This is a genomic window from Frateuria sp., assembly GCF_035944355.1.
Classification (GTDB): domain Bacteria; phylum Pseudomonadota; class Gammaproteobacteria; order Xanthomonadales; family Rhodanobacteraceae; genus Frateuria_A.
This window is the reverse complement of the sequence record NZ_DASZBH010000014.1, coordinates 214,519-231,225: the sequence shown is the minus strand read 5'-3', so window position 1 is coordinate 231,225 and position 16,707 is coordinate 214,519. Positions and strand designations below refer to the sequence as shown.

The 16,707-nt window shown below is 68.4% G+C and carries 15 protein-coding genes; 9 read left to right on the top strand and 6 right to left on the bottom strand.

The window, feature by feature from the left end:
• Positions 1 to 25: 25 nt before the first annotated feature.
• Complete coding sequence (locus VGU03_RS11595) at positions 26 to 361, top strand: high-potential iron-sulfur protein (protein ID WP_327480648.1); 336 nt, start codon at positions 26 to 28, stop codon at positions 359 to 361.
• A gap of 362 nt (positions 362 to 723) precedes the next feature.
• Here the strand turns inward: VGU03_RS11595 and VGU03_RS11590 are convergent, their stop codons facing one another.
• Entirely contained in the window at positions 724 to 2,175 is a 1,452-nt protein-coding gene (locus VGU03_RS11590) for an amino acid permease (RefSeq protein WP_327480646.1), read from the bottom strand.
• 73 nt (positions 2,176 to 2,248) lie between these two features.
• The gene (locus VGU03_RS11585; RefSeq protein WP_327480644.1) at positions 2,249 to 3,733 is read right to left on the bottom strand and encodes an amino acid permease; all 1,485 of its coding nucleotides are present in this window, start codon (positions 3,731 to 3,733) and stop codon (positions 2,249 to 2,251) included.
• Positions 3,734 to 3,905: 172 nt separating this feature from the next.
• Between VGU03_RS11585 and VGU03_RS11580 the strand changes: the two genes are divergently transcribed.
• On the top strand, positions 3,906 to 4,472 hold the full coding sequence (locus tag VGU03_RS11580; protein WP_327480642.1) for an NUDIX hydrolase: 567 nt from the start codon (positions 3,906 to 3,908) through the stop codon (positions 4,470 to 4,472).
• A 43-nt stretch (positions 4,473 to 4,515) separates the two neighbouring features.
• Here the strand turns inward: VGU03_RS11580 and VGU03_RS11575 are convergent, their stop codons facing one another.
• From VGU03_RS11575 to VGU03_RS11560, 4 genes are all read right to left on the bottom strand, one after another.
• The gene (locus VGU03_RS11575; RefSeq protein ID WP_327480640.1) at positions 4,516 to 5,043 is read right to left on the bottom strand and encodes a 3-hydroxyanthranilate 3,4-dioxygenase; all 528 of its coding nucleotides are present in this window, start codon (positions 5,041 to 5,043) and stop codon (positions 4,516 to 4,518) included.
• A gap of 69 nt (positions 5,044 to 5,112) precedes the next feature.
• The gene (locus tag VGU03_RS11570) at positions 5,113 to 5,754 is read right to left on the bottom strand and encodes a methyltransferase domain-containing protein (protein WP_327480639.1); all 642 of its coding nucleotides are present in this window, start codon (positions 5,752 to 5,754) and stop codon (positions 5,113 to 5,115) included.
• 4 nt (positions 5,755 to 5,758) lie between these two features.
• Positions 5,759 to 7,648, bottom strand: coding sequence for a DNA topoisomerase IV subunit B (gene parE / locus VGU03_RS11565; protein ID WP_327480637.1), 1,890 nt, complete (start codon positions 7,646 to 7,648; stop codon positions 5,759 to 5,761).
• A 224-nt stretch (positions 7,649 to 7,872) separates the two neighbouring features.
• Positions 7,873 to 9,672 carry an aminopeptidase P family protein gene (locus tag VGU03_RS11560; RefSeq protein ID WP_327480635.1) on the bottom strand — a complete coding sequence of 600 codons (1,800 nt, stop codon included), beginning with the start codon at positions 9,670 to 9,672 and terminating at the stop codon, positions 7,873 to 7,875.
• A 147-nt stretch (positions 9,673 to 9,819) separates the two neighbouring features.
• Here VGU03_RS11560 and VGU03_RS11555 point away from each other — a divergent pair, with 147 nt between their 5' ends.
• From VGU03_RS11555 to truD, 7 genes are all read left to right on the top strand, one after another.
• Positions 9,820 to 11,493 (top strand): CTP synthase, encoded by a 1,674-nt coding sequence (locus VGU03_RS11555; RefSeq protein ID WP_327480633.1) that lies wholly within the window; start codon positions 9,820 to 9,822, stop codon positions 11,491 to 11,493.
• A 157-nt stretch (positions 11,494 to 11,650) separates the two neighbouring features.
• Entirely contained in the window at positions 11,651 to 12,484 is an 834-nt protein-coding gene (kdsA, locus tag VGU03_RS11550; RefSeq protein WP_327480631.1) for a 3-deoxy-8-phosphooctulonate synthase, read from the top strand.
• A 63-nt stretch (positions 12,485 to 12,547) separates the two neighbouring features.
• The gene (gene eno / locus VGU03_RS11545) at positions 12,548 to 13,861 is read left to right on the top strand and encodes a phosphopyruvate hydratase (protein WP_327480629.1); all 1,314 of its coding nucleotides are present in this window, start codon (positions 12,548 to 12,550) and stop codon (positions 13,859 to 13,861) included.
• Between the two features lie 18 nt (positions 13,862 to 13,879).
• Positions 13,880 to 14,203 carry a cell division protein FtsB gene (ftsB, locus tag VGU03_RS11540; RefSeq protein WP_327480627.1) on the top strand — a complete coding sequence of 108 codons (324 nt, stop codon included), beginning with the start codon at positions 13,880 to 13,882 and terminating at the stop codon, positions 14,201 to 14,203.
• A 1-nt stretch (position 14,204) separates the two neighbouring features.
• The gene (gene ispD, locus VGU03_RS11535; RefSeq protein ID WP_327480625.1) at positions 14,205 to 14,894 is read left to right on the top strand and encodes a 2-C-methyl-D-erythritol 4-phosphate cytidylyltransferase; all 690 of its coding nucleotides are present in this window, start codon (positions 14,205 to 14,207) and stop codon (positions 14,892 to 14,894) included.
• Between the two features lie 66 nt (positions 14,895 to 14,960).
• Complete coding sequence (gene ispF, locus VGU03_RS11530; protein ID WP_327480623.1) at positions 14,961 to 15,434, top strand: 2-C-methyl-D-erythritol 2,4-cyclodiphosphate synthase; 474 nt, start codon at positions 14,961 to 14,963, stop codon at positions 15,432 to 15,434.
• 228 nt (positions 15,435 to 15,662) lie between these two features.
• A complete protein-coding gene (truD, locus tag VGU03_RS11525; RefSeq protein WP_327480621.1) occupies positions 15,663 to 16,670 on the top strand; it encodes a tRNA pseudouridine(13) synthase TruD in 1,008 nt (335 codons plus the stop codon).
• The last annotated feature ends 37 nt before the right edge of the window (positions 16,671 to 16,707 follow it).

Below are 16,707 nucleotides of genomic sequence, written 5' to 3'. Positions count from 1 at the left end.
CGGTGGCGAAACAGGAGGTTCATCCATGTCGCAAGAGAACGATCTCCAGTCGCGCAGGCGTTTCCTCAAGGTGGCGGCCGGTACCGCAGCGGCCGCGGCGGTGGTTGGGAGTTTGCCGCGCTTCGCGCGTGCGGCGGATCTGCCGCACGTGGCCGAGTCCGACCCGACGGCCAAGGCGCTCGACTACGTCGAGGACGCCAGCCAGTCGAAGAATCCGAAACACAAGGCTGGCGATGTCTGCGCCAATTGCCAGTTCTATTCCGGCACCGGCACGGCCGGCTATGGCCCCTGCCAGTTGTTCCCCGGCAAGTCGGTCAACGCCAAGGGCTGGTGCGTGTCGCATACGCCGAAGAAGGCCTAAAGGACTCACGCATCGCGTCGGCGCGCAGCAGGCGCGCCGAGGTGTGTGTGCGGGGAAAGGGCCGAAAGGCAGGCTTCAAAAGTGCTGCCCAGACGCGTCAGGCTGAGGAGCTGACCCGCCTGACGCGCCGGGCGGCGATCCGGGGCCCACTGCCAAGTGATCAACCCTCGGACTTCGAATGATACTCCGCAGCGAGCGGTTGGGGCGATCGGCGGCCGGATTTTTCTCGGAAAACTTCCGTTAAGTTGTTTGGAATCAATTAGTTAACAATAAAACTTGGCCGGAATTCGACAATTTCGGTTTCGCAAGTTTTTCGTTAAATAAGCGAACTCCCGCGTTCGCCTGCGAACTCCGGCCAACGCTCAGGGGCTGCCGGTTCGCGGATTGCGCAGCAGGCTATGCCGGCGGCCATAGCCGAAGTAGATGGCCAGGCCGATCACGGTCCAGATGCCCAGCAGCAGCCACTGGTACCAGTTCTCCCAGTACAGCAGCGCCAGGCAGCTCAGCACGCCCAGCACGCAGGTCAGCGGCGCCCAGGGCACGCGGAAGGTGCGCGGGAGGTCGGGCTGGGTCCGCCGCAGGATCAGCACGCCGGCGCACACGGCGACGAAGGCGATCAAGGTGCCCATCGAAACCAGGTCGCCCAGTATGTCGAGCGGGAATACCGCCGCCAGCGCGGCGATGCCCAGCCCGGTGATGACGGTGTTGATGTGCGGCGTGCGATAGCGGGGATGGATGCGCGCGAACACCGGCGGCAGCAGGCCGTCGCGGCCCATGATCATGAAGATGCGCGGCTGCGCGATGATCATCACCAGCACCACCGAGGACAGGCCGATCAGCGCGCCGATTTCGACCAGCCAGCGCAGCCATTCCAGTTCCGGGTGGGCCTTGACCGCGGTGACCACCGGCTCGGCCGTGCCGAGCAGGTTGAACGGCAGCAGGCCGGTGATCACCGCCGCCATGCCGACGTAGAGCACGGTGCAGATGGCCAGCGACGCGAGCGTCGCGATGGGAAGGTCCCGTTGCGGGTTCTTCGCTTCCTGGGCCGCGGTGGAGGTCGCCTCGAATCCGATGTAGGCGAAGAACACCAGGGTCGACGCGCGCATGATGCCCGACCAGCCGTATTTCTCCGGTCCTTCGTTGGCAGGAATGAACGGGTGCCAGAGATCGGGATTGACGTACTTCCAGCCCGCGACGATCACCACCACGATCAGGCCGACCTTGAGCAGCACCATGGCTACGTTGGCGCCGCTGGATTCGCGGATGCCGACGTAGCAAAGCCAGGTCAACGCCAGCACGATCGCCACGGCCGGCAGGTTGAACAGCGCGCCGGTCGCGACGAGGTGGCCGCCCTGGTAGGCCAGCGGCGCATTGGTCAGCACCAGCGGAAGATGGATGCCGATGTGGTCGAGCAGGCTCACGAAGTAGCCGGTCCAGCTCACCGCCACGGCCGAGGCCGAGACGCCGTATTCGAGCACCATGTTCCAGCCGATGAACCAGGCCACCAGTTCGCCGAGCGTCGCGTAGGCGTAGGAATAGGAACTGCCCGACATCGGGATCAGCGTGGCGAACTCGGCGTAGCACAGCGCCGTGAAGCTGCAACAAATGGCGGCGATGATGAAGGCCAGGATCACCGCGGGGCCCGCATGCTCGGCTGCCGCCTGGCCGGTGATCACGAAGATGCCGCCGCCGATGACCGCGCCGATGCCCAGCGCCGTCAGTCCCCAGGGGCCGAGCGTGCGGCGCAAGGTCGGGCCATGGGCATCGTCGGCATTGGAAAAATCGGTCTTGCAGGCAAGCAACTGCTTCAGCATGGGCGTTCCGGACATGAAGCCGGCACGGTTCTCACCGTGCCGGCGGGCTCATTGGAGGTGCGTTTGCCGGCCGTCAGACCGGCTCGGTGCCGTTGGCCAGGTGGCTCTTGCGGTGTCCGTAGAGGTAGTAGACCGCCAGGCCGATCGCGCCCCACACGAAGAAGGTCATCTTGGCTTCCTTCGACAGGTTGAGGAACAGCAGCACGCAGCCGATGACGGCGAGCGGGCAGATCAGCCACGGCATCGGGGTGCGGAACGGACGCGGGCGCGCCGGCTGCGTGCGGCGAAGGATCAGTACGCCGATCGCCACCATGATGAATGCGAACAGCGTGCCCGAGTTGGTGATGTCGGCCAGGATGCCGACCGGGAACAGCGCACCGAACAGCGAAACGAAGGTGCCGGTGATCAGCGTGATCACGTGGGGCGTGTGGAAGCGCGGATGGATCTTGGCCAGCGAACTCGGCAGCAGGCCGTCGCGCGACATGGTGAAGAAGATGCGGGTCTGGCCGTAGGTCATCGTCAGGATCACCGACGGCAGCGCGATGCCGGCGGCGAACGCGATGAACGCGCCGGTGTTGTTGTGGCCGAGCAGGCGCACGACGTGGGCCAGCGCTTCCTTGCTGCACACCAGCGCCTCCGAGCCGCTGCAGGCCGCCGCGAACGCCGGGGTGCCCGGCTCCAGCGCCAGGCCATCGGGGCCGAGCATGGGCTGCGCGCCGACCGAACCGACGGCGGCGTAGCTCACCAGCAGGTAGTAGACGGTGCACACGCCCAGTGAGGCGATCAGGGCGATCGGGATGTTGCGGTTGGGGTTCTTGGTTTCTTCCGCCGCGGTGGAAATGGCATCGAAACCGATGTAGGCGAACACGATCGAGGCGGCTGCGCCGAGCACGCCGATGCCGCCCATCGGACTACCCCAGCCGTTGGGCACGAACGGCGTGAAGTTCTGGTCCTTCACTGCGGGAAGGGCCACGAAGATGAAGGCGGTGAGGGCGATGATCTTGATCAGCACCAGCACGGTGTTGACTTTGGCCGACTTGGACGTGCCGATCACCAGCAGCAGGGTGACCGCCAGGCCGATCAGGCAGGCCAGCAGGTTGAAGCTGCCGCCATCCATCGGGCCCACCTGCAGGAAGTGCGGCAGGCCCCATCCGGCATGCGTCAGCAGGCCGTTGACGTAGCCCGCCCAGCCGACGCATACCGTGCTGGCGGCAATGGTGTATTCCAGCACCAGCGCCCAGCCGACGATCCAGGCGACGCCCTCGCCGAGGACGCCGTAAGTGTAGGTATAGGCGGAGCCGGCCACCGGCACCATCGAGGCGAGTTCGGCGTAGGCGAGGGCGGCAAGGGCGCAGACCACCGCGGCGATGACGAACGAGATCATCATGCCCGGACCCGCCTTCTGGCCGGCCTCCGCGGTGAGCACGAAGATGCCGGTGCCGATGATGGCGCCGATGCCCAGCATGGTCAGTTGGAACGGGCCGAGCTGGCGGACGAGCGATTTCTTTTCCGCGGTGGCGAGAATCTGGTCGAGCGGCTTGACGCGCTTGAAGAGCATGTAGGGTTCCCCGTAGGACGGACGGCGTGCTGCATCCCTCGACCCCAGGCGTTGACAACGCGTCGAGCCGATGTGACGGGCAACCTTAGCCGAGCGTGACTGGGGGTACAAGCGCCATGCGGCACGCCGGCGCCGCGTACAATCGCGGGCCGTTCCAGCCTCCGTATCGCCCATGCAACTTCCGCTCGCCGACGATCTCGCACACGCATTGCGCCTTCATGCCGGCAGCGCTGTGGAGGATGGCGTGGCCGACCGTTTCCTCGCCTTTCTTGCCAGCGATCCGAACGTCTTCGAACGTAGCCACGCGCCGGGACATTTCGCCGCCTCGGCCTGGCTGGTCAGCCCCGACGGCGAGCGCGTGCTGCTGACCCGTCACCGCAAACTGCAGCGATGGCTGCAACTGGGCGGCCATGCCGACGGCGATCGCGATCTGGTGCGCGTCGCCTTGCGCGAAGCCGAAGAGGAATCGGGACTTCGCGACCTGGCCATCGACCCGGCGATCTTCGACCTGGATTGCCACCCGATACCCGCTCGCGGCATCGAACCGGCACACCTGCACTACGACGTGCGCTACGTGGTACGCGCCACCGGCAGCGAAGCGTTCGTGGTGAGCGACGAATCGCTCGAGCTGGCCTGGCGGCCGATCCATGCCATGGCGCAGGATCCTCAGACGGACGAATCGCTGCGTCGCATGGCGCAGCGCTGGCTGGCCCGCAAGGGGAGGCCGTTGAGCCGGTGACGCCGCTGCCCGGCCTGGCCGGGGGCGCTTGCACCGGTGCGAATCAGGCCGGCTCGTAGCGCTCGGGAGCCGGGTTGAGATGCCCGCAGATCTCGCAGGTGCGGGCCTCCCGTGAGCGGTAGAAGCGCTCGAACACCGGCGGGAAATCCCGCTCGATGCTGTGGAGGGTGAAATACTCCTCGTACAGCTTGTGATTGCACTGCTCGCAGAACCACAGCAGGCCGTCCTGCTCGCCGGCCAGGCGCCGCCGCTCGATCACCAGTCCGACCGAACCGGCCATGCGCTGGGGCGAGTGCGGCACGCGTGCGGGCAGGTAGAACAGCTCGCCGGCGCGAATGGGAATGTCGCGCGCGACGCCTTCGTCCTGCACCCTGAGCACCATCTCGCCTTCGAGCTGATAGAAGAACTCGGGGCCTTCGTCGTGGTGGTAATCGGTGCGGGCGTTGGGTCCGCCCACGATCATCACGATGAAATCGCCGTCGACGATGCACTTGTTGCCGACCGGCGGCTTGAGCAGGTGGCGGTGCTCGTCGATCCAGCGTTGCAGGTTCAGCGGAGGAGCAAGGGCCATGCGCGTGCGCTCGCGGTGGGGCCTGCCACGATAGCGCCGTCGTGGGCGCAGGGGAACGGCCGCCCGGCGTCAGCCCTTGACCGCTTCCAGTTCCCAGCGCAGATAGATCCGGGATCGCTCCGACTTGCCGCGCAGCCGCCGTGAAAAGCGGCGCACGCTGCGCGCGAAACGCTTGAGCGGGCCGTGCGGCCTGCGGTTCTCCGACGATCCCGGCACGGCGCTGTAGGCATCGATGATGTCCACCCAGTCGACCCGCAACACCCGAAAACGCCCGCTGAATCCGTACATGCGCGCCATCGGCTTGTCGCCGCAGAAATAGGTGTGGGTGCGGTCGGTGATGATGTTGACGTGGGTGGGGTCGGTGAACGCTTCCGGATGCGGCCAGGCCGGGGTCAGCGCGTAGAAGCGCCCGCCCGGCACCAGTACCCGCCATACCTCGTCCATCAGACGCACGAACGGGAACGTCGTGCCCCGGCCATCGCTGGTGGGCAGCACGCGCGGCACGTGCTCCACGAAATCGTAGGCCGAGACGGAGGCGAAACTGCCCTCGGCGTACGGGATCGGCTCCATCACCAGGTTGGCCACGCGGTACTCGAACGCGGCGTCCGCAGGCGCGGGCCGCACGTCGATCCCGCACAGGCGCGAGCGTCCATAGGGATTGCGCGGAAACTTGCCGCAGCCCAGGTCGAGGTGGCGGTCGCCGGCATCCATGCGCTCAGACCTCCAGCGTCGCCAGGTCGCCCTTCTCTTCGAGCCAGCTCTTGCGGTCGCCGGCGCGCTTCTTGGCCAGCAGCATGTCCATCAGCCTGGCGGTGCCCTCGCTGTCATCCACGGTGAGCTGCACCAGGCGGCGCGTGTCGGGATGGATGGTCGATTCGCGCAGCTGCGCGGGGTTCATCTCGCCCAAGCCCTTGAAGCGGGTGACCGAGACGGCGCCCTTCATCTTCTCCCGCTCGATCTTCTGCAGCATGGACTGCTTCTCGGCCTCATCCAGGCAGTAGAACACCTGCTTGCCCACGTCCACGCGGAACAGCGGCGGCATCGCCACGAACACGTGGCCCTCGCGCACCAGCGAGGGGAAGTGGCGCAGGAACAGCGCCGAGAGCAAGGTGGCGATGTGCAGCCCGTCCGAGTCCGCGTCGGCCAGGATGATCACCTTGCCGTAGCGCAGGCCGGAGAGATCGTCCTTGCCCGGATCGCAGCCGATCGCCACGGCCAGGTTGTGCACTTCCTCCGAAGCGAGCACCGAAGTGGACTCGACCTCCCAGGTGTTGAGGATCTTGCCGCGCAACGGCAGGATGGCCTGGAACTCCTTGTCGCGCGCCTGCTTGGCGCTGCCGCCGGCGGAGTCGCCTTCGACCAGGAACAACTCGGTGCGGGTGAGGTCGGTGGCGGTGCAGTCAGCCAGCTTGCCGGGCAGGGCGGGCCCCTGGGTGATCTTCTTGCGCACCACCTGCTTGGCTGCCTTCAGGCGCGCGCTGGCACGCTCGATGGCGAGCTGGGCGATGCGTTCCCCCAGATCGACATGCTGGTTGAGCCACAGGCTGAAGGCGTCGTGCACCACGCCTTCGACCAAGGCCGCGGCGTTGCGCGAGGACAGGCGTTCCTTGGTCTGGCCGGCGAACTGCGGGTCCTGCAGCTTGGCCGAGAGCACGAAGGCCAGGCGCTCCCACACGTCCTCGGGCGCGAGCTTGACGCCGCGCGGCAGCAGGTTGCGGATATCGCAGAACTCGCGGATCGCATTGGTCAGGCCCGAGCGAAGGCCGTTGACGTGGGTGCCGCCCTGCGCGGTGGGAATCAGGTTGACGTAGCTCTCCTGCACCAGCTCGCCCTCGGGCAGCCAGGTGAGGGCCACGTCCAGGCCTTCGGTGTCGCGGGCCACGTGGTGCACGAACAGCTCGGCTGGGATCGCCTCGGCACCGTCGAGCTCGCCGCGCAGGTAATCGCGCAGGCCGTCCTCGTAGTACCACTCGCTGGTTTCGCCGCTGGCCTGGTCGACCAGCTTGACGCTCAGGCCGGCGCACAGCACGGCCTTGGCGCGCAGCAGGTGCTTGAGCTTGGGCACCGAGATCTTCGGCGAGTCGAAGTATTTGGGATCGGCCCAGAAGCGCACGGTGGTGCCGGTCTTCTTCTTGGGCACCGAGCCGATCACCTCGAGCTCGCTGACGCGGTCGCCGTGTTCGAAGGCCATGCGGTATTCGCTGCCGTCGCGGCGGATGGTCACTTCCACGCGCTGCGACAGCGCATTGACCACGGACACACCCACGCCGTGCAGGCCGCCGGAGAAGCTGTAGTTCTTGCCGCTGAACTTGCCGCCCGCATGCAGGCGCGTGAGGATCAGCTCCACGCCCGGCACGCCTTCGTCCGGGTGGATATCGACCGGCATGCCGCGGCCGTCGTCGCTGACCTCGACCGAGCCGTCGGCGTGCAGCACGACCTCGATGGCCTTCGCGTGGCCGGCCAGCGCTTCGTCCACCGAATTGTCGATGACTTCCTGCGCCAGATGGTTCGGGCGCGAGGTGTCGGTGTACATGCCGGGGCGGCGTTTGACGGGATCGAGGCCGGAGAGGACTTCGATGTCGGCGGCGTTGTAGCGACTGCTCATGCGTGGGGTCGATCAGGGAACGGGAGCGTTGCAGGATGGCGAGAGGTAGGCGGAGCGGTCAAGCGCTTGTCGCCAGGAACGCTCCCATCCGCCTTCGGCACCCTCCCCCCGCGTTCGCAGGGGAAGGCTCAATACTCGATAGGTGAGGATGCGACGATCGTGTCCTTCCCTCGTTCCACGGGGGGAAGCTGCCCGAAGGGCGGATGGGGGCAAGCTTGCCAGAGCTACAGCGGCGCGCAGTGCCGCTCCAGCCACGCCAGGTCCGCATCCTCCAGCAACGGCGCCAGCGCCGCACGCACGGTCGCGTGGTAATCGTCCAGCCAGGCGCGTTCCTCCGGATTGAGCAGGCCCGGCTCCAGCGCACGGCGGTCGAACGGGCAGAGCGTCAGCGTCTCGAAGGCATGGAACTCGCCGAACTCGGTCTGGTCGGCGGCCACCACCACCGCCAGGTTCTCGTGACGGATGCCATGGCGCGCAGGCTTGTAGAGACCGGGCTCGATCGAGGTGATCATGCCCGGCTCCAGCGGCACCAGCGCGCCGTTGGCCACTGGCGGGCGGACCGAGTGCGGTCCTTCGTGCACGTTGAGGAAGTAGCCCACGCCATGGCCGGTGCCATGGCCGTAGTCCAGCCCGCTGGCCCACAGCGGCGCGCGTGCCAGCGCGTCCAGTTGCGGGCCGCTGGCGCCCTTGGGAAAGCGCGCGCGCGAAAGCGCGATCAGGCCCTTCATCACGAGCGTGGCGTCGCGACGCTGCTCGGCGGTGGTCTCGCCCAGCGCCAGCACGCGGGTGATGTCGGTGGTGCCGCCCAGGTATTGCCCGCCCGAGTCGATGAGCAGCAGACCCTTGCGCTGCAGCGTGCTGTGCGCGTCGGGCGTGGCGCGGTAGTGCGGCAGGGCGCCGTTGGCCTGGTAGCCGGCGATGGTGGCGAAGCTCTCGCCGACGAAGCCGGGCTGGGCCGAGCGTTCCTCGCGCAGCAGGATGTCGACGTCCAGCTCGGTCTGGCTCATGCCGGCGGCCAGGCGCTCTTCCAGGCGGCGGAAGGCGCGCACCAGCGCGGCGCCGTCGCGGCGCATGGTTTCGCGGATGTGTTCCAGCTCGGATTCGGTCTTGCGGGCCTTGAAGGCGGTCGAGGGGTTGGCCGCCTCCACGCGCCCGGCATCCGCGCCGATGGCATCGGCCACCGCGCAGACCACGCGCGCCGGATCGAGCAGCAGCCGCGCGCCCTTGCCCAGTTCGCCCAGCGCGTCGGTGACGGTGGCGTAGTCGGCGATGCGGATGCCGTCCGCCATGAGCGCGGCGACCAGCGTGTCGCTGAGCTTGCCGCGGTCGACGAACAGAGTGGCGGGGCCGTCCGTCTCGACCAGCAGGTGCGCCAGGAACACCGGGTTGCACTCCACGTCGCTGCCGCGCAGGTTGGTCAGCCAGGCGATGTCGTCCAGGCTGGAGAGCAGGTGATGCGTAGCCTGCTGGCGGCGCAGGCCGGCGCGCAGGCGCTCGAGCTTCTCCGCGCGGGTGGCGCCGGGATAGCCGGCGGCATGCTCGAACACCGGCGCTTTGGGCAGGGCGGGGCGATCGGCCCAGACCTCGCCGGGCAGGTCCAGGTCGGTGCGCACGCGCGCGCCGCTTTCGCCCAGCAGGCGTTCGATCTGCCGGAACGCGGCCAGCGAGAGGCTGTCGCCCGCCACCGCCACTACGTCGCCTTCCCCGAGGTGCTGCTGCAGCCACTGCAGGTGCTCGGGGGCGTGCGAAACCCGCTGCTTCTTCAGCGTGGCGCCGGTGCCGGCCAGCTGCTGCTCCGCCTGGGAGAAGTAGCGCGAGTCGGTCCACAGGTCGGCGTCCGTCGCGGTGACCACCAGGGTGCCGGCCGAGCCGGTGAAGCCGGACAGCCACTCGCGGGCGGCCCAGTGCGTGGGCAGGTACTCGGACAGGTGCGGGTCGGCGGTCGGGACCAGGCAGGCGGCGACGCCGTGTTTTTGCATGGCCTGGCGCAACGCGGCCAGGCGGGAGGGAATGGGGGTGGTCATCCGTCCATGCTAGCAGCGCATGGGTTTGCCTCCGCTTTCCCAATTCGGAGGGGGCGTTGGGGAGTCAGCGTGAACCGTTCGGCAGGGACGTCTCGCCGCGGGGCCCGTCAGCCGCTAAAATGCCGATTTCCAGCACGGCTGCATTCCATGACCCCCCTGATTTTCGTCACCGGCGGTGTGGTGTCCTCACTCGGCAAGGGCATCGCGGCGGCGTCGCTTGCGTCCATCCTCGAGGCGCGCGGGCTCTCGGTCACCATGATGAAGCTCGATCCCTACATCAATGTGGATCCGGGCACCATGAGTCCCTTCCAGCACGGCGAGGTCTACGTCACCGACGACGGCGCCGAGACCGACCTGGACCTGGGCCACTACGAGCGCTTCGTCCACACGCGGCTGACCGGCAAGAACTCGATAACGACCGGGAAGATCTACGAGTCGGTGATCCGCAAGGAGCGCCGCGGCGACTACCTGGGCGCCACCGTGCAGGTGATCCCGCACATCACCGACGAGATCAAGCACTGCGTGCACGAGGCCACCCGCGGCTTCGACGTGGCGCTGGTGGAGATCGGCGGCACGGTGGGCGACATCGAGTCGCTGCCGTTCCTGGAGGCGATCCGCCAGCTGCGCATCGAGCACGGGCCGGAGAAGTGCCTGTTCATGCACCTTACCCTGGTGCCATACATCAAGGCCGCCGGCGAGATCAAGACCAAGCCGACCCAGCATTCGGTAAAGGAACTGCGCTCGATCGGCATCCAGCCGGACATCCTGCTGTGCCGCTGCGAGGAGGCGCTGCCGGAGAGCGAGCGGCGCAAGATCGCGCTGTTCACCAACGTGCCGGAAAACGCCGTCATCAGCGCGGTCGACGTGGACGTGATCTACAAGACCCCGCTGTGGCTGCACAGCCAGGGCCTGGACGACATCGTGGTCAGGCGCCTGGGACTGGACGCCAAGCCGGCGGACCTGTCCAGCTGGCGGCGCACCGTGGAGGCGGTGGAGCATCCCAAGGACGAGGTCACCATCGCGATCGTCGGCAAATACGTGGAACACAAGGACGCCTACAAGTCGCTCGGCGAGGCGCTGCGCCACGGCGGCATCAAGCAGCAGACCCGGGTCAACCTGGACTGGGTCGATTCGGAGGAGGTCGAGTCCAGGGGCGCCCAGGCGGTGCTGGGCCGGGCCGATGCGATCCTGGTGCCGGGCGGTTTCGGCAAGCGCGGCTTCGAAGGCAAGGTGCTGGCGGCCAAGTACGCGCGCGAAAGCGGCGTGCCTTACTTCGGCATCTGCTACGGCATGCATGCGGCGGTGGTCGACTTCGCCCGCAACGTGGCGGGCCTGAAGGACGCCGATTCCAGCGAGAACGAGCGCAACACCGCCAACCCCGTGATCGCGCTGATCACCGAGTGGACCACCGCCGCCGGCGAGATCGAGCAGCGCAGCGAGCACTCGGACCTGGGCGGCACCATGCGCCTGGGCTCGCAGGAGGCGCGCCTGAAGACCGGCACGCTGGCGCGCGAGACCTACGGCCAGGAGGTGGTGCGCGAGCGCCATCGCCACCGCTACGAGTTCAACAACCGCTACCGGCAGGATTTCGAGGATCTGGGCCTGGTGGTCTCCGGCAAGTCGATGGACGACCTGCTGGTGGAGATCGTCGAGCTGCCGCGGCAGAAGCACCCCTGGTTCCTGGGCTGCCAGGCGCACCCGGAATTCACTTCCACGCCGCGCGACGGGCATCCGCTGTTCATCGGCTTCGTCGAGGCGGCACGCGAGTACAAGGCGATGCGCGAAAGTGAGAAGCTGGCCGGCGCGCAGGCGAGGGCGTGACCGAAGCTATGCCCGGTTCTCTCCGGGCGCCATTCCCGCGCAGGCGGAAATCCATTTTCAGGGGCGGCAAAAGCGCGATGTCTTCCCGCGTCCGCGGGAATGGCGCCTCGAAAGGTCCGCAGTTCGCTCCACAGGCGGGCATCACCAGGACACACCCATGAAGCTCTGCGGTTTCGAAATCGGCCTCGACCAGCCCCTGTTCCTGATCGCCGGCCCCTGCGTCGTCGAATCCGAGCAACTGCAGCTGGATGTCGCCGGCAAGCTGAAGGACATCACCGGCCGGCTGGGCGTCAATTTCATCTTCAAGTCCAGCTTCGACAAGGCCAACCGCTCCTCCGGCCAGAGCTTCCGCGGCCCGGGCCTGGAGCAAGGCCTGCGCATTCTGGGCGAGGTCAAGCGCCAGATCGGCGTGCCCGTGCTCACCGACGTGCACGAGTACACGCCGATGGACGAGGTGGCCGCGGTAGTCGACGTGCTGCAGACGCCGGCCTTCCTGTGCCGCCAGACGGACTTCATCCAGAACGTGGCGCGCGCCGGCAAGCCGGTGAACATCAAGAAGGGCCAGTTCCTGGCGCCGTGGGACATGAAGCACGTCGTGGCCAAGGCCAGGGACGTGGGCAACGACGCCATCATGGTGTGCGAGCGCGGCGCAAGCTTCGGCTACAACAACCTGGTGTCGGACATGCGCTCCTTGAGCGTGATGCGCGAGACCGGCTGCCCGGTGGTGTTCGACGCGACCCACTCGGTGCAGCTGCCCGGCGGCCAGGGCGCCAGTTCCGGCGGCCAGCGCGAGTTCGTGCCGGTGCTGGCGCGCGCGGCGGTGGCGGTGGGCGTGGCCGGCCTGTTCGCCGAGACGCACCCGGATCCGAGCAAGGCGCTTTCCGACGGCCCCAACGCCTGGCCGCTGGGCAAGATGGAGGCGCTGCTGGAAACCCTGATGGAACTGGACGCCGCGACCAAACGCCACGGCTTCCTCGAACAGACGCTGTAGGCCTGCCTGCCTGCGAACGACATTGACGCCACTCTCCACGCCACTCTGGACAAACGGACCACCATGACCACGACGATCACCCGCATCCACGCCCGTGAAATCCTCGACTCGCGCGGCAACCCCACGCTGGAAGCCGAAGTCACCCTGGCCGGCGGCGCGTTCGGCCGGGCCGCGGTGCCCAGCGGCGCCTCGACCGGTTCGCGCGAGGCGGTGGAACTGCGCGACGGCGACAAGTCGCGCTACGGCGGCAAGGGCGTGACCAAGGCGGTAGCCAACGTCAACGGCGCCATCGCCGATGCGCTGAAGGGTTTCGACGCGGCCGACCAAAAAGGCCTGGACGGCAAGCTGATCGCGCTGGACGGCACCCCGAACAAGGGCAAGCTCGGCGCCAATGCGCTGCTCGGCGTCTCCATGGCCGCAGCGCACGCGGTGGCCGCCTCGCGCGGCGAGCCGCTGTGGAAGTACCTCTGCGGCTTCAACAAGAATGGCGGCAAGCCGGGCAGCCTGCCGGTGCCGATGATGAACATCGTCAACGGCGGCGCGCATGCCGACAACAACGTCGACGTGCAGGAGTTCATGGTCCTGCCGGTGGGCGTGCCGAGCTTCGCCGAGGCGCTGCGCGCCGGCGCGGAGATCTTCCATGCGCTCAAGAGCGTGCTCAAGGGCAAGGGCCTGAACACCGCCGTAGGCGACGAGGGCGGCTTCGCGCCGAACCTGCGTTCCAACATCGAGGCGCTGGACACCATCCTGGAGGCGGTCGGCAAGGCCGGCTACAAGGTCGGCAGCGAGATCCTGCTGGGCCTGGACGTGGCCAGCTCCGAGTTCTTCAAGAACGGCAAGTACGACCTGGAAGGCGAGGGCAAGGCGTACGCGCCCGAGCAGTTCGTCGACCTGCTCGCCAGCTGGGCCAAGCAGTACCCGATCGTCACCATCGAGGACGGCATGGCCGAGGGCGACTGGGACGGCTGGAAGCTGCTCACCGACAGGATCGGCAAGGAGGTGCAGCTGGTCGGCGACGACCTGTTCGTCACCAATCCGGCGATCTTCCGCGAGGGCATCCAGAAGCACATCGCCAACGCGATCCTGATCAAGGTCAACCAGATCGGCACGCTGTCCGAGACGCTGGAAGCCATCGCGATGGCCGATGCGGCCAAGTACGCGGCGGTCGTGTCGCATCGCTCGGGCGAGACCGAGGACACCACGATTTCCGATATCGCCGTGGCGACGACCGCGACCCAGATCAAGACCGGCTCGCTCTGCCGTACCGACCGCGTGGCCAAGTACAACCAGCTGCTGCGCATCGAGGAACAGCTGGGCAGCGCCGCCCGCTACGCCGGCCGCGACGCCTTCCCCAACCTCGCCCGCCTGCCGGGCTGACCGGAGTCCGTCTCGCCCATGCTGCGCTGGATCGCCCTGATCCTCCTCGTGATCCTGATCGGCCTGCAGCTGAAGCTGTGGGCCGGCAGCGGCGGCATGCACGAAGTGCAGGCGTTGCGCACCGCGGTGCAGAAGCAGGCCGGCGAGAACGACCGGCTGGTCCAGCGCAACCAGGCGTTGGCAGCCGACGTCAGCGACCTCAAGCACGGCGAGCAGGCGGTCGAGGCGCGCGCCCGTGCGGAGCTGGGTCTGATCAAGCCGGGTGAGACGTTCTACCAGGTGGTCGAGCAGCCGGCCGGCGCCGCGAGTGCGCCAGCGCCGGGCAACGGCGGCGGGCACTGACATGACCGCGCTCTGGTGCGTGGTGCCGGCCGCCGGGCGCGGCACCCGGGTCGGCGGCGATTGTCCCAAGCAGTACCTGCCGCTGGCCGGGCGTCCCTTGATGCTGCACACGCTGGAGCGGCTGGCGGCGCATCCGCGCATTGCCGGCCTGCTGGTGGCGCTGGCGGCGGATGACGGGCGCTGGCCGGGCATCGGCACGCTGGGCGGCAAGCCGGTGCTCACCGCGGTGGGTGGCGGCGAACGGGCCGATTCGGTGCTCGCCGGCCTGCGTGCGCTGCCGTCCGGTGTGGGCGAGGACGAGTTCGTGCTGGTGCACGACGCCGCACGCCCCTGCGTGCGTTCGGGCGACATCGATCGGCTGATCGACGCCGCGCTCGCCGGCGACGGCGGCCTGCTCGGTGCGCCGTTGCGCGACACCCTGAAGCGCGCCGATGCGCACGGCCGCAGCACCCTCACCGAGCCGCGCGAGCAGCGCTGGCGCGCCTTCACGCCGCAGATGTTCCGGCGCGGGCAACTTGCGGCTGCGCTCGAGGCGGCCGCACGCGAGGGCGTTGCGGTCAGCGACGAGGCCATGGCGATGGAGCGGGCGGGGTTCGCGCCGCTGCTGGTGGAAGGCGCGGAGGACAATATAAAGGTGACCACGGCGGCGGACTTCGCGTTGGCGGAGTTCCTGCTGTCGAGGACGAAATAGAGTTTGTTCGTCATCCCCGCTCTCGCGGGACGACGTCAGCTGGGTTTGGATGATCAGGCGGCACCTATGCGCATAGGCCAGGGTTTCGACGTGCACGCATTCGGCGAGGGCGACTTCGTCGTGCTCGGCGGCGTGCGTGTTCCCCACCATCGCGGCGTAGTCGCGCACTCGGACGGCGACGTGGTGATCCACGCGCTGTGCGACGCCATCTTCGGCGCGCTGGCGCTGGGCGACATCGGCCGGCACTTCCCGCCTTCGGACGAGCGCTGGCGTGGCGCGGACAGCCGCCAGTTCCTGCGCCACGCAGCCATGTTGATGGCGCAGCACAACTACACGCTGGGCAACGCCGACGTCACGGTCATCTGCGAGGCGCCCAAGGTTGGCCCGTACGCCGAGGCGATGCGCGCGAACCTGGCCGAGGACCTCGCCTGCGAGGTCGGCCGCATCAGCGTCAAGGCCACCACGACCGAGAAACTCGGCTTCAGCGGCCGCGGCGAAGGCATCGCCGCGCAGGCCTGCGTCCTGCTGGAACGGGCGTGAGCGACGAGGCGCGCGGCGCGCACGGCTGCACGATCAAATGAAGGCCGCCACTGCGCTGCTGCAGCTTGCCGAAGAAGCCACGCCAGCGCGCCAGGCCGTGGCACTTGGCCTGGTGATGCCCGCGGCGATGATGCGAGCTGCCGGTGGCCGCCTTCGCGGGCATCGACTTCCCGATGCGTGAATTCCCGCTTCCGCGGGAATGACGTCCACACAGACAGACCCTCCGCCATGCATGAACTTCCCTACGCCCACGGCAACCCGCCGCTTACCGCCCGCCTGCGCGCCGCGCCGGAGGACTTCCTGGTCGAGGAAATCCTCGGCTACGACGCCGACGGCGCCGGCGAGCACGCCTTGTTGTGGGTCGAAAAGCGCGGCGCCAATACCGACTGGGTGGCGCGCGAGCTGGCGCGCTTCGCCGGAGTGCCGCCCGTGGCCGTGGGCTATGCCGGCCTGAAGGACCGCCACGCGGTCACCCGCCAGGCCTTCAGCGTGCAGCTGGCCGGCAAGCCGGACCCGGACTGGTCGGCATTCCCCCACGCGGAAGTAAAGGTGCTCGCCGCCACCCGGCACGGCCGCAAGCTCAAGCGCGGCGCGTTGCGCGGCAACCGCTTCGTGCTGGTGCTGCGCGAAGCGCAGGGCGACCGTGCCGCCGCCGAGCGGGTGCTCGCCGCCATCGCCGCGCGCGGCGTGCCCAACTACTTCGGCGAGCAGCGCTTCGGCCGCGAGGGCGGCAACGTGGCGCAGGCGCGGGCCATGTTCGGCGGCCGGCGCGTCGACCGCGACCAGCGATCCTTCCTGCTGTCGGCGGCCCGCTCGCATATCTTCAACGGCGTGCTCGCCGCGCGGGTGGAGCAGGGCGCCTGGGATACGCCGCTGGAGGGCGAGATCTGGTCGCTGGCCGGTTCTCGCTCGTGGTTTGGCCCGGAGCCTTTCGACGCTGCGCTGGCCGGCCGGCTGGCCAGCGGTGACATTCACCCGTCGGGCCCGCTGTGGGGCCAGGGCGAACCGCCCACCACCGCGGCGGCCGGCGCGCTGGAGCGTGAAGTCGCTGGCCGCGACAGGGACCTGGCCGACGGCCTGGCCGCCGCGCGCATGGACCAGGAACGCCGGCCCCTGCGCCTGCTTCCCGGCCGACTGGCCTGGCGCTGGCTGGCTGGCGACACGCTGGAACTGGCCTTCGAACTGCCGGCCGGCGCCTACGCCACCGTGGTGGTGCGCGAACTGGCGCAGACCTGACGCCTTCCCCCCCGCAAGCGCCCGCTCGCGGGTGATG